Origin of the sequence: Psychromonas antarctica, from assembly GCF_022267535.1 — a bacterium.
Classification (GTDB): domain Bacteria; phylum Pseudomonadota; class Gammaproteobacteria; order Enterobacterales; family Psychromonadaceae; genus Psychromonas; species Psychromonas antarctica.
In genome coordinates this window covers 45,262-58,676 of the sequence record NZ_JAHNZV010000017.1, presented here as the reverse complement: position 1 = coordinate 58,676, position 13,415 = coordinate 45,262, and the positions used below count along the sequence as shown (strand labels likewise).

The window sequence follows — 13,415 nt, the reverse complement described above, 5'->3', positions numbered from 1 at the left end:
GTAACGTACATACTTAACATGAAAAATAGAATCAATATCGAGCAAAGTAAAGGCGGCCACCTCATTGACTATAAAGCTAGATATACAAGCCAGTGCTAACGGCCCCCTTCGAATGAGTATTCTGGCGTATATTTATTCACTGACTAAATAACATATTGTTTAAATTACATTAAGGGCAACTCTATGTGGGTTTATAATCGAAAAGTACTGAGCGCTTTTCTCTTGTTTAATTTTTTATTTGTCTTAACAGTCAATTCAGCGGTGCTTGCTGATCTCTTTGATGAATGGTGGAGTACGGGGTCTTATAATCACGGACTACTGGGTTTAGCCCTTGCATTGTATGTTATTTGGACGAAAAGAGAGGTGTTTGCGTCCCCGCAAGGTAATATACTTGCCCTACTGTTGCTGAGTGCGACCAGTTTGTTGCTGCTGCTAGCCAGCCTAGCCAGCATTGGCCAATTACAAATGTTAAGCTTATTTCTGGTGATAATAACTTTATTAGTTTCTTTTTATGGTTTTCAATCTATCAATAAGTTATTGCTGCCTTTAGTGATGATACTTTTGGTACTGCCAATTTGGAATGTGCTGCAAATCCCCTTAAGAGAGATATCAACTTGGGTAAGTTTTCATAGCGTTGATCTACTTGGCTTTGAAATAATTAGGCAGGGATACAAGCTAATCACCCCCGGCGGAACCTTTATAGTTGAAGAGGCCTGTTCCGGCCTAAGCTTCTTTTTGGCATCTGCGTTATATGCAGTTTTTGTTGCGCAAATTAATCATCTATCTCGTCAAGCAACGCTCGTTTTTTTCGCTTTCGCCGTGGCCGTCGCAATTGTCGCTAACTGGATTCGCATCACTGTGATAGTGATCGTCGGCAGCCAAACTGCGATGCAACATTTTATTGTTCAGGATCACTTAACCTTTGGCTGGATGGTTTTTGCCGCTTGCTTTGTATCCGTCATCATTATAGGGAATATCTACTTCGGCGAACAAACTCCCGATAACAACGAACTCCCAAAGGCGATAAGAAAAACACCGCAAATTCGCCTCAGGTATTTGTTCGCAGTATCAGCAATCACGCTATTTTTTGCGCTAATGACAGTATTGCTTCCCTCTCGTTTTGATTCAAAATATAAATTCATACTGCCGACTATCCCACTTTATACACAATTGACACAAAATAATGCATCCAGCCCAAATTGGCATCCTGTTTCACATGGCGCCAGCAGCGAGGAGTTTAACTATTTTTTACAAGGCAAGGAATTACTCCAAGTTTACTTGGCAAATTACATTCGTCAGCGGCAGGGAGAAGAGATGATCTTTATTGAAAATCACTTGTTTGATGAAAACCGCTGGTTCGATGTCAGACAGCAGACTATCCAGTTAAATTCGCCTTTTCTGGAGCAGATTAATTTGATAAGGCTCCGTCGGGATGGCCATCGTTCCCGTTTAATTGCTTACTGGTACTTGGTTGATGGTCAGTTTAGTGCTGATAAAAAAACGACTAAATGGCATGAAATTCAAGCGGCAATTAAAGGTCAGCCTGGCGCTACGCTAATTGCAATTGCATTTGATTACAAAAATGAAAATGAGACGTTCGCGTTAAAAACTATTGCTGACTTTGCCACCGCCTTTACCTTACAACCTATCAGCATCAACAGAGCGATATAAGAAGAGTTTATGCAAGCACTATCTTGGTATGTAAAACGTATTAAAACGATGTCAGCAAAAGAGATAATTTGGCGTATTACGTCACTTTCTAAATCACTTATTGAGCATCTACGGGTAAAAACAAATTTTTTGCCCAAGGCGAAATTTATTCCCAGTTATCAAGAAAATGCAAAATTTTCTCCCGCATTTTCTGTATTTGTTGGGGATATCGGAAAATTCAATCCCGCATGGAAACCTGCACTACTGAGCAAAGCCGATAAAATCCTGCAACATAAGCTCAGTTTTTTTGATCTTCAAGATCACGATTTAGAAACACCGATAAACTGGCACAAAGATCATGCAACGGGGCAGCCAACAAGTCTGGCCGCCATTATGTCTGTGAATTACCGTGATATTCGCATCAATGGGGATTGCAAATTAGTTTGGGAACCAAACCGGCATCACCAGTTGGTTGTATTAGCCCGAGCTTATCAGGTGACGGGGCAAATGAAATATGCACAGGGCGTTGTCAATCAACTTACCAGTTGGCTAGATGCCAATCCATACGGTTATGGGATGAACTGGCGCAACCCACTTGAATTGGGTATAAGAATAATTAACTGGGTATGGGCTATTGATCTCATTCTCGCTTCGGGACTATTTATTGGCGATTTTAAGGCGCGCCTATTAAACAGCGTTTATTTACATTGTCGTGATGTCAGTGGAAAATTTTCACAAGGCTCATCCGCTAACAATCATCTAGTGGGGGAAGCTGCTGGTGTTTATATTGCAGCCAGTTACTTTTCAATGTTAAAAGATGCGCAACACTGGCGCCAGAAAAGCAAAGCAGTGTTAGAAACAGAAATACAGGCGCAAACATTTTCTGATGGCTGCAGCAGAGAGCACGGTTTTAGCTATCAATTTTTTGTTTGGCAGTTTTACCTTTTTTCATCACAGATTGCGCACTGGCAAGGAGATGTTTTTTCACCTGCTTATCAGCACACACTCAATAAAATAGCAGAATTCATCGCCTTAATCGCGCAAGGAGGTGACGATTACCCTATGTTGGGCGATCAAGATGATGGTTACGCACTGGATCTAGGCGATCATGTACATAACATTAATGCACTTTGCGATCTGGCTGCGCATCTTTATGACGATCACATATTCAATAGCAGCACTCAGAGGCCAAGTGAGTCGGCCTTTTGGCTTTTTAATCAACGTATTGAACGCCGCCAGCAAACTACCTCACAATCCACAGTCTCTTTAAGTTCGCATAAGTTCAGTGCTTCAGGTTATTATTTACTACAGGCGGGAAGTTTAGAAAAGCAGGATCAAGTGAGTGTTTTATTCGATTGTGCGGAGCTTGGATATACCGCAATTGCAGCTCATGGCCATGCAGATGCACTGAGTTTGGTGATGCGAATTAATGGTCTAGATTTATTGGTCGACAGTGGCACATACGATTATTATAGTTTCCCAAATTGGCGAGATCAGTTTAGAAAAACACAAGCACATAATACATTAGAAGTAGATGGACGAGATCAATCGGTTATGACTGGCCCCTTTATGTGGGAACAGCATGCTAAGGCGCAGTGTCTAAAATGGCATGCCTCTGATATTGGTGGAGAGGTCATAGGCCAGCATAGCGGATATAAAAGACTCAGCTCACCACTCGTACATCAACGATCACTGGCGCTGGATTCACAAAAAAGACGCTTACAAATTAGCGATCAAATTTTAACGCAAGGCGATCATGATATCGCACTTTATTTTCATCTGTCTGAATATTGCTCTGATATAAAGATTGATGGTCAAATTTGTCGGCTAAATTTAGGTGAAAACCAGGTAGTTATTTCTTTCCCTGATAATTTAACACTAGAAAGCATTCACGGTGAATGGCATAAAGATCCAGACCACCCCTCATTAGGTTGGATAAGTCGTGGCTATCATCAACGCACAGCCATTACCACTTTAATCGTGAAGGGAAGCGTGTCTAGAGAGCAACTATTTACTACGTCAATTGACTGGGTTTAATAAAACCCGCACGCGGCCTACAGTGCACGTTACTTGGATAGCGGTTTAAGGTAGCGCCCCGTCGGCCAAATTTTTTTGAAACTAAAGAGAATGTTTTTAGGCTTGTTATGCCAAATAAAAAGGTTGGCACCTAATTTTTTGTCAGCAAGCCAACGCCTTTTATGATCGGTATAGCCCCCCAAAAAATCATAGCACTTTAGCCCCTCAGAACGGCAATTTAGAAATGAATAATGACGTAATACTTGCCCTGTTCCACCTAAAAAATCAGGGTTATAACCTTCTTGAATAGCAAAAAATTCATTGTTGTAAACATAACCAAGTTGCATTGCCTGAGTTTCACCATTGCTTTCCAATCGGAGCAATCGGAGCCAACCTTTTTGTAAGGCTATTGGCACAAATGTTCGGTAAAAATCGGCCAGTTCCGGACGTCGCTCAAAGGTTCCGAGACCGGCATCTATCCAATGCTTATTATGTAACGAAAACAATGTTTCGATATGTTCTGTAATGCGAGAGTGGTTATCACACATTTCAATATGCCACGGTCCAAGCTTATCGAGACGGCGACTAGTTTGACGAATATTAGTGCGTAAACTTTTTGATAAACTCGGCAATATATCTGCAGTCAATGTAGTTAAAGAGGTCTGAGCAAATTCTACCGTGCGCTGATTACAGTTCAGTCGCTTTTCTGCGGCCAATGCTTGCAGTAAAGAGTTCCCCCCTTCCGTCCATGCCGATATATTGGTAAACCAGATAAAATCCCAAATAGGTTTAACCGCAGTAGAAAGCAAGTGCTGCCACAACATGCGTTTAAGGGCCAAACTATCCGCCGCTTCAACAATAAAGTTGGCGTATTCAGAACCGGATCCCTGATCGCCAAGAATTCGCAATGCCTGATAAGGAATAAAATTCACAAGACGATACGTTTGGATATAAAAAGGGGCTATGGCAATAATTTTATTACCATTCAAAATGACCAGTATATGAGGTTTAATTGATTTTTTTTGTGTTTTCCGCCAACAATTAATCCACTCCCATGTCAGAAAAATGTTATCGGCATCTGATTGTTTTAGGAGCTTCTCCCACACAACCTTCAGCACTTTAAAATCATCCCATTCTCGAATCACTTTAACGCTAGCTGATTGTTTTATTTCAATTCGCATGACCAGAATCTCAATGTCGTAAACATCTTTTAAAAGTTAATATATTATCATGAAAAATAATTTAGCCCGCTAATAAATGCCTGCATTGCAAAAAAAACTTCGCTGGTTGCATCATTGAGAAAACAAAACATTTACCATCAATAACCCGTAAAAGCAAATCATTCTTATCGATTTAAATTTGATTTTCAATTTCAATAAAGATTGAATAAAATCCAAAATCAATATATTTACTAACTGACGAAAATGATTAATTTAACATCAAAAGCTATTTCTAATAAGTTCCATCCGATTACTGTAATCTGTTGTTTGTGCCTATTACTTTTAACGGCATGTAATCAGAACTCATCTTCTGATATAAAAACAAACAACGCCGTTAATCTTAACTTGGGAGATGATTTAAGCATCAGTCTCGGTGATAGCGTTGAATTAACTGCACAGATCAATCTAAAAGATATGGATTTAGCGACATATCAATGGATACAAACATCAGGAAATACTATCTCACTAAGAGAAGATGACAAACCATACATATCGTTTATAGCAACTGAAAATGATTCATTAGAATTTCAACTTATCGTAACTGACGGCCAAGGTATAGAATATACTGATTCAATAGCGATAACCGTATTAGCAGAAAGTACGCAATATACTGCTCAGCTAAGTTGGACAGCACCTACAATCAATGAAGATGGTTCGTCAATAACTAATTTAGCTGGCTATAATATATACTATGGAGAGTCTGAAGCAGATCTTAATACGTTAATCGTAGTTAGTGATCCGACGCAAACCTCTTATGATATTAAGAAACTAGATCCAGATCACCATTACTATTTCTGTGTAACCGCTTATAACGACTCTGGGCAGGAAAGCCAAGCTAGTGGTATTGTCGATATTATTCTGTAATGAATAATTCATAAATATTTACACTGAGAAATTTAAATTTAATGACTACTGAATGAATAATGATGCTAAATATGTAGCCATTAATTTGGCTAACATTTTGGTGCCTAGTTTTGTTTTTTCTTTGAATAAAATCTACTATTACACATTGAAAGTCTAATTACTATGTTTTTTTGATTTCGATCAATGTTTACGTAAAAAGAGCATTTTTCATCCAATCCCGATTGCAACAAAAAATAGAGAAATGAAAAATAAACATCACTTTCAAGTCAGTAGTCAATTGTAAAGAAACGATTGACTGCTGGTATCGTTATTACGCCTGCTGAATACGTTAGTGAAGCAATCATTACTGCTGTCGCTGTTTTTTGGGCTGATTGATCATCTACTCGCTTCAAAACGGTAAAACTGATTTCCTGTTTACCCCACGCTTCACTGTACTAGCCACAACCAATTAGATCAATTGAGAATCAATAAATTATGCCTAGTAATCAGCAACTTAAGGCGCCCGTCAACACTTACTGGCTCATTAACAAACTATCTAAGGGCTTGTTTATCCTTGCTGTGTAATTGATAAACGCATCCTTTTCTACACAAGTATTGGCTAATTACCCAAAAAATTGACTTTTAAAGCACATGCGCTGACAAATAGTTTATTAGCTAATAACATTGCGTTGATCTGCCCTAAGCCCTCCAATAACAAGTTTAGACTCTATTTCTTTAATTTTGAGTCAATTACATCAATCATAGTTTTTATCGTTGTAATGGCGTTATAAGCAGCTAAATATCGCTTAACTGTCTTAGTCGAAGCTTCATGGTTCATCGGTTAGTTGTTTATTGTTAGATTTTTTTGAAAAGATGCGATTAGCATAGATGCAGGTGGCTACTTTTCTAAATTTATAAGTTATAAGTTATAAGCCTTATAATTTGAACCTAAGTTCTATAAACATAGAAAAAGTGTGAAACAAGTGGGAATTATTCATGTTAAAAAGGCTGATTTTCCAATTATTATTCAGAAATCACTCATTCAGTATCGCTAACACAATGTATTTAAACTATATTAAAAAACATCAGTGGCCAATCAGCCTTGCAGGTCAAACTCAGCACCTCCGTATAATGAGTTTTGAACGTAGAATAACTACCCCCTGTGACCCATACCTTGTTAAGGTTAAATTTGTCTATGCACTGCAAGATATCATCTTCAATGCACTTGTTATTAAATTTTATAATTCATAGGGAAATGTTGAAATAATTATGCCTATTAAAATATTAACTGTTTTTGGTACCAGACCGGAAGCTATTAAAATGGCCCCTCTTGTTGACGCTCTGAATAATCAAACAGGCATTAATGCAAAAGTCTGCGTTACCGCACAACACAGAGAAATGCTTGATCAAGTGCTGGAGTTATTTGCTATCACTCCCGATTATGATCTTAACATAATGAAACCAGGGCAATCCCTTTCCCAGGTAACCACGAGCATATTACTAGGATTAGAGCCTATCCTCAAAGAGTTCAAGCCACATCTGGTGTTAGTTCATGGGGACACATCGACTACATTATCAGCTAGTTTAGCCGCATTTTACCAACAAATCCCAATAGGACATATCGAAGCTGGTTTACGCACTGGCAACCTAAATTCGCCTTGGCCAGAAGAAGGCAATCGAAAATTAACTAGCGCGATTGCAAAGATCCATTTTGCTCCAACTACCTGTTCTCAAATGAATTTACTCAATGAGGGAATTCCGTCTGAGGATATTGAAGTAACAGGTAATACTGTTATTGATGCATTGATGCAGGTAACCAGTAAATTAAAAAATAACAGCCAACTATCTTCGGCATTGGCAGATCAATTCCCTCAACTAGATGCTAATAAAAAATTAATTTTGGTAACAGGGCATCGCCGCGAAAGTTTTGGCGATGGGTTTGAACGAATCTGCGAAGCACTCGCAGAGATCGCGACTAAATATCCAGATATTCAGATAGTTTATCCTGTGCATCTAAACCCCAATGTGCGAGAGCCCGTTAATCGCATATTATCTGGTCTTAATAATGTATTTTTAATAAAACCACAAGATTACCTTCCTTTTGTGTATTTAATGAATAAAGCATACATTATTTTAACTGATTCGGGCGGCGTCCAAGAAGAGGCACCAAGTTTAGGTAAACCCGTTTTAGTAATGCGCGATGTGACTGAGCGGCCTGAAGCTGTAAACGCAGGAACTGTTCTGCTTGTTGGTACGAATAAAAGTAAAATTATTAATGCAATAGAAAGTTTATTACAAGATAAGACACTCTATAATCAAATGAGTCGCGCGCATAACCCCTATGGAGACGGCCAAGCTTGTCAGAAAATAATTAGGAAAATAAAGCATTATTTAGCGCATAACTAAGGTTTAATAAAATTCAAAGGGAATAATTATGACGTTGAAAAAAGTATCAGTGATTGGCCTCGGTTATATAGGGCTCCCTACAGCTGCAATTATTGCTTCTCGTGGTATGAATGTGGTTGGGGTCGAAGTGAATCAAAATGCAGTTGATATTGTTAATGCTGGGAAAATTCATATTGTCGAGCCAGATCTCGATATTGTTGTTCGCAGTGTTGTTTCTACTGGCAATTTGCGCGCAGTAACCACGGCTGAACCCGCTGACGTATTTATAATTGCTGTGCCAACCCCTTTTATTCATAGTGATGATGATAGCCACCAACCAGATCTCAGTTATATTGAATCAGCAGCCAACACAATAGCCCCCGTACTTGCAAAGGGTAACCTCGTCATTCTTGAGTCGACATCGCCTGTTGGCACGACTGAAAAATTAGCTACTTGGCTAGCAAAAGCACGCCCAGATCTCTCCTTTCCACAGAATAGAGGCGATGCGGCAGATATCAATGTCGCATATTGCCCAGAGCGTGTGTTACCTGGATATGTATTAAGAGAGTTGGTCTCAAATGATCGCGTGATTGGTGGGATGAGCAAAAGCTGCAGTACTAAAGCTGTTGAGCTGTACCGTACTTTTGTGCACGGTGAATGCATAGTGACTAATGCACGTACTGCTGAAATGTCTAAACTCACTGAAAATTCATTTCGTGATGTAAATATTGCATTTGCAAATGAGATCTCTATCATTTGCGATAAATTGCAAATAAATGTCTGGGAATTAATAAAATTATCCAACCGTCACCCCCGCGTCAATATTTTAAATCCAGGCCCTGGTGTTGGTGGACATTGTATTGCAGTTGACCCCTGGTTTATTGTTGATAGTTGTCCTAAAGAAGCACAACTTATCAAGCAAGCCCGTTTGATCAATGATCACAAACCTTTCCACGTAATTGAACAAATAATGCACGCCGCTGATGAGTTTAAGCGTCCCGTTATTGCTTGCTTAGGGCTTGCATTTAAAGCTGATATTGACGATCTTCGAGAAAGCCCTGCACTGCACATTGTTGAGCACCTTGCCAGTAAAAAAATAGGAAGACTAATTGCAGTAGAACCAAATGTGAAATCATACCCTGCACATTTAACACAATTAGGTGTTGAGTTTACAAGCTTAGAAACCGCCTTAGCGATTGCTAATGTGATTGTCATACTTGTAGATCATAAACAATTTAAAATGGCAGATAAAACCCAGTTTTCAACAAAAGTGGTGATCGATACACGCGGAATATTATAGAACCTCGATACGTAAATATTGCATATGCACAGATAAGGATAGTGAAACATCGATGATGGATTATTACTCAAAACTAACCCTGTTTGATTATTTAATCGGGAGTGTCGAGATTGCACTCGCGTTGACCGCATTGGTTAAAATAAAAGACGTTAAAATAAAGATTAGTTTATGTTTTTTAGCTTTGTTCGCGGCCCTCTGGCATATTACGTTAACACCTAGTCCTTTTTACAATATATCATCAAGTTATCAATTCCAATTGCTTGAAATATTACGTTATATGGGTTGGTGCTTAGTGCTTGTTTACTTACTAATGTATTCGCAGTCAACCAGACTGCCGATGCGTTGGTCAACGCTTATATACGTCAGTATTACTGTCGTCGTAACTATCTGGGTGTTAGGGTTAAATAGTGCCTTAGCTCAGTTTATACAGCCAAAATCATGGCTCTATATAAAAATCGGAGCGTGCTTAGTTGCTATTGTAATAGCCGAACAGCTGCTTAGGCATGACCAATCAAACCGCGTCAGTAAATTAGTGGCACTCGTTGCACTTACGCAACTGGGTTATGACATGTTTGTTTTTTCTAATCTGTTATTATTTAGCAGCGAAAGCAGTCACCTTTGGTATGCACGAGGCATTATTAGCACTGCAACCTCGTTAATATTAGCATTGGGAATTATTATTTATCCCTTTCTGCAACGACAAGAGAGTAAATTCAAACTATCTCATTCAATCATTATTTTTAATGCCAGCTTTATATTGGCGGGAATATTCCTAATATGCATGGCCCTCTTGGGCGTAGTGGTTAATTCTTTCCATATTGAATGGGTAGAAGTGTCACAAATACTTATTTATGTCATGTCCATCTTTGCCATAACAGCACTCTCCTTTGTTGAGAGATATCGCCAATATGTGACTGTTTGGATTAGCAAAAACTTCTTTAGCAATAAATACGATTACCAAAAACAATGGATAAATTTAGATGCCCTCCTTTCACAAAAACGTAAAGATAATAACGGCTATGAAATAGCACTTTCAGCTGCCACCACTTTATTTAATTGTCATAGCGGCGGTATTTGGCTTAAAGGCCAGCAGTTTTATTCCCCCGTGGCTTTAAAAAACTTTACATTACCCCCCTCACGCGCAATTGAAGTAAATGACAGCCACTTTATACAACTTATGGCAGAAAACGAATGGATATTTCAAGCGCCAAAATATAGCGGCGTTCATGATAAAAAGAACAACAAATACTTACCTAAGTGGTTTATTAACACACCTAATGCATGGACCATAGTCCCATTAAATGATCACCAAGGATTAATTGGTTTTGTGGTTCTCTGCAAAGAATCAATCAATACAGCCATTAACTGGGAAGATTTGGACATATTAAAGCTAACTGGTAGGCAAATAGGCAGTTATCTGAGTCATTATCAGGCATCAAAAAAACTAATTCAAAATCAACAGTTTGATCTATTTAATAAGATCACAGCGTTCGCCATACACGATATCAAAAACCTCATTGCACAACAGAGTTTAATGGTTAACAATGCCGAAAAATTCAAGCACAAGCCTGAATTTGTCAATGATGTAATATTGACTATCACTAATTCAGTTGAAAAAATGGATCAACTATTAGTCAAGCTGCAAGGGAATCCTCATGGTAAACTAGAGCCTGTCAATGTGAACGAGCTTCTAGTAAATGCGCTTGAAATGAATGCGTCTAGTTTTCCAGTTCCAACATTATCCATGCAAGGTGATAATGCCTTTGTCGTAGCCGATAAAGATAAATTACAGATGGCACTTTATCATTTAATCAAAAATGCACAGGACGCCACAGAAGATAATGGCCGAGTGTCAATAAAATTGACCTCAGATAACAAGTGACTATGGTGTCAATTACTAATTCTGATTCATTTCAGGATCCCACGTGACACCATCTCTAACCATTGAATTTAATATAATAATCATCTTACGAACGCAGGCAATAATGGCTGTTTTCTTTGGTTTTCCTGCTGCTACTAATCGTTGATATGTTGCTTTAAAAACTGGATTACATTGCATCGCTGACATCATTGCCATGTACATTACTGTTCGTATCTTGTGACGACCACCACGTATATTTCTTTGACCTTCATAACTGCCACTTTCTTTATTAAATGGTGCTACTCCAATTAACGAAGCTGCTTCTTTATTGGTTAAATAACCGAGCTCTGGCATATCACTGAGTAAGTTGAAAGCAACGACTGGGCCGATGCCAGGCATACTCTGAATGATCGTGTTTTTGGCTTTGTATTCATCACATCTTTCAATCAGTTTACTGAGTTTTCCATCGACTTTTTCTATCTGATTTTTAATCGCCGTTAAGATAGGTTTTATGATGCCCGATATTTCTTTTGGCATAATTTGAAGGCGGTTCTTCTCCATGGTTTGCATGGTCATGAGTTGTCTTCTTCGGGACAATAAATCACTCATTAACTGCATGCTTTCGGGCTTTAATGTGGATAATGTAGGTTTGATGGCCTCACCATAATGAGCAATCAGTTGAGCATCAAGTTTATCGGTTTTAGCTTTACGTCCAATCGCGCCAGCAAACTTTTTGACATGAGCTGGGTTTGCGACTGTAAAGGGTAAATTAGCCTCTGAGCATGCCATGATAAATGCATGTTCGAGTCGACCCGTTGCTTCAATGACAATACGTGTTGGTTTATGAGGTTTGATTATTTTAATGGCTTCTTTAATGCCTTTTTCATCATTAGTGACCGTGAAGTAAATATCGAGCGGTCTGATATAAATGTCGAGTTGAAGCTTGCCTGTGTCGACACCAATGGTGATTTCTTTTTGATTAATTGTGCAATTCATAATAAGCTGACTCCGCCTTGCTATTCGGGCTCGAGGCCCAGTTGACTATCCGAGTTTAATGCTTGGAGTCCTATACAACGTTCTTTCTTGTTAACGGTCTCTCAAATGAGGAGCCTGGCATTTATCGAACTGTTGTATAAGAAGGCTTTGGTTGCAGCCAAAGCTTGGGCCTCACTTTACCCGAACTTGGTTTAATTATTATTAATTAATGGGTTTATTATCCATACAAGGCATTGTGGCTAGAAGTCAAAGATACAGGCTGTGGGATGGATAAATCTTTTATTAATGAACAATTGTTTGCCCCCTTTTCCAGTACAAAAAAAAATAAGGGAATGGGGATCGGCGCGTACCAAATAAGAGAGCTAATACATTCATTACAAGGCGAAGTTTTTGTTGAGAGTTGGATCGGGAAAGGGACTAAATTTTCTGTTTATTTGCCTTTGAATGGCGAAGAAAAATTAGCTCATGTGGTACCATCATAAAAAGAGTCCGAATCACTATCAGAATATATTAATATAACTAACTGAGAGGGTAATATGGGAAAATTAATACTATTGGCGTTAAGCTTTGGTCTTCTAACCAGCTGTTCCACACCACTTGATAGCCCTGAGCAAGGGATCGCAATACAAGAGATCCCGGAATACAAAATAGGCGCGGGCGATCAGTTGTATATTAATGTTTGGCAAAACCCTGACTTATCTCTAAGTGTCGCAGTTCGGCCGGATGGAAAAATTTCAGTTCCTTTAATAGGTGATGCTAAAGCTGTTGGCTCAACAGCTGAAGACTTGGCAGCCAACCTCAGCGATCAGCTCGATAAATTCATCCGTAATCCCGAAGTCACCGTCATCGTAACTTCAGCCATTAGCTCTGAATTTTTAACCCGTGTGCGTATCACCGGTGCAGTACAATTACCACAGACTATTCCCTATCGTCAGGGCATGACTATACTTGATTTAGTTCTTCAGGCGGGTGGATTAAGCGTTTTTGCCGATGGCGATAACGCCATTTTATACCGTAAAACAAATGAAGGTACAAAACGTTACCCAGTAAGACTCGATAGTATAATGAAAGAGGGTGACATAGCGACTGACTATGAGTTACGCCCATCCGATACCCTAATAGTCCCAGAGAGTGTTTTTTAAAT

The 13,415-nt window shown here is 39.0% G+C and carries 10 protein-coding genes; 8 read left to right on the top strand and 2 right to left on the bottom strand.

Going from position 1 to position 13,415, the window contains the following annotated elements:
• Positions 1-183: 183 nt before the first annotated feature.
• Both KSO91_RS06700 and KSO91_RS06695 read left to right on the top strand, forming a co-directional pair.
• A complete protein-coding gene (locus KSO91_RS06700; RefSeq protein ID WP_238742190.1) occupies positions 184-1,671 on the top strand; it encodes an exosortase C-terminal domain/associated protein EpsI in 1,488 nt (495 codons plus the stop codon).
• A gap of 9 nt (positions 1,672-1,680) precedes the next feature.
• Positions 1,681-3,687 (top strand): heparinase II/III family protein, encoded by a 2,007-nt coding sequence (locus tag KSO91_RS06695; RefSeq protein ID WP_238742189.1) that lies wholly within the window; start codon positions 1,681-1,683, stop codon positions 3,685-3,687.
• Positions 3,688-3,716: 29 nt separating this feature from the next.
• On the opposite strand, the gene KSO91_RS06690 is transcribed toward KSO91_RS06695, so the two are convergent.
• Positions 3,717-4,847, bottom strand: a complete 1,131-nt coding sequence (locus KSO91_RS06690; RefSeq protein WP_238742188.1) for a GNAT family N-acetyltransferase — start codon at positions 4,845-4,847, stop codon at positions 3,717-3,719.
• 306 nt (positions 4,848-5,153) lie between these two features.
• On the opposite strand from KSO91_RS06690, the gene KSO91_RS06685 reads away from it, so the two are divergent.
• The 4 genes from KSO91_RS06685 to prsK all read left to right on the top strand — a co-directional run bounded on the left by KSO91_RS06685 (position 5,154) and on the right by prsK (position 11,296).
• A complete protein-coding gene (locus KSO91_RS06685; protein ID WP_238742187.1) occupies positions 5,154-5,750 on the top strand; it encodes a fibronectin type III domain-containing protein in 597 nt (198 codons plus the stop codon).
• A 1,248-nt stretch (positions 5,751-6,998) separates the two neighbouring features.
• Positions 6,999-8,135 (top strand): non-hydrolyzing UDP-N-acetylglucosamine 2-epimerase, encoded by a 1,137-nt coding sequence (wecB, locus tag KSO91_RS06680; RefSeq protein ID WP_238742186.1) that lies wholly within the window; start codon positions 6,999-7,001, stop codon positions 8,133-8,135.
• Positions 8,136-8,163: 28 nt separating this feature from the next.
• Entirely contained in the window at positions 8,164-9,414 is a 1,251-nt protein-coding gene (gene wecC / locus KSO91_RS06675; protein WP_238742185.1) for a UDP-N-acetyl-D-mannosamine dehydrogenase, read from the top strand.
• 52 nt (positions 9,415-9,466) lie between these two features.
• Entirely contained in the window at positions 9,467-11,296 is a 1,830-nt protein-coding gene (gene prsK / locus KSO91_RS06670; RefSeq protein ID WP_238742184.1) for an XrtA/PEP-CTERM system histidine kinase PrsK, read from the top strand.
• A gap of 15 nt (positions 11,297-11,311) precedes the next feature.
• Here the strand turns inward: prsK and KSO91_RS06665 are convergent, their stop codons facing one another.
• Positions 11,312-12,271 (bottom strand): IS110 family RNA-guided transposase, encoded by a 960-nt coding sequence (locus KSO91_RS06665; protein WP_238742183.1) that lies wholly within the window; start codon positions 12,269-12,271, stop codon positions 11,312-11,314.
• Positions 12,272-12,504: 233 nt separating this feature from the next.
• On the opposite strand from KSO91_RS06665, the gene KSO91_RS06660 reads away from it, so the two are divergent.
• The gene (locus tag KSO91_RS06660) at positions 12,505-12,753 is read left to right on the top strand and encodes an ATP-binding protein (RefSeq protein ID WP_275113928.1); all 249 of its coding nucleotides are present in this window, start codon (positions 12,505-12,507) and stop codon (positions 12,751-12,753) included.
• Between the two features lie 54 nt (positions 12,754-12,807).
• A complete protein-coding gene (locus KSO91_RS06655) occupies positions 12,808-13,413 on the top strand; it encodes an XrtA/PEP-CTERM system exopolysaccharide export protein (protein WP_238742181.1) in 606 nt (201 codons plus the stop codon).
• The last annotated feature ends 2 nt before the right edge of the window (positions 13,414-13,415 follow it).

What these genes read in the sequence shown, in the direction of transcription:
- prsK (WP_238742184.1), top strand. Translation starts at nt 9,467, where the DNA reads ATGATGGATTATTACTCAAAACTAACCCTGTTTGATTATTTAATCGGG.
- KSO91_RS06665 (WP_238742183.1), bottom strand. Translation starts at nt 12,271, where the DNA reads ATGAATTGCACAATTAATCAAAAAGAAATCACCATTGGTGTCGACACA.
- wecC (WP_238742185.1), top strand. Translation starts at nt 8,164, where the DNA reads ATGACGTTGAAAAAAGTATCAGTGATTGGCCTCGGTTATATAGGGCTC.
- KSO91_RS06655 (WP_238742181.1), top strand. Translation starts at nt 12,808, where the DNA reads ATGGGAAAATTAATACTATTGGCGTTAAGCTTTGGTCTTCTAACCAGC.
- KSO91_RS06695 (WP_238742189.1), top strand. Translation starts at nt 1,681, where the DNA reads ATGCAAGCACTATCTTGGTATGTAAAACGTATTAAAACGATGTCAGCA.
- KSO91_RS06690 (WP_238742188.1), bottom strand. Translation starts at nt 4,847, where the DNA reads ATGCGAATTGAAATAAAACAATCAGCTAGCGTTAAAGTGATTCGAGAA.
- wecB (WP_238742186.1), top strand. Translation starts at nt 6,999, where the DNA reads ATGCCTATTAAAATATTAACTGTTTTTGGTACCAGACCGGAAGCTATT.
- KSO91_RS06700 (WP_238742190.1), top strand. Translation starts at nt 184, where the DNA reads ATGTGGGTTTATAATCGAAAAGTACTGAGCGCTTTTCTCTTGTTTAAT.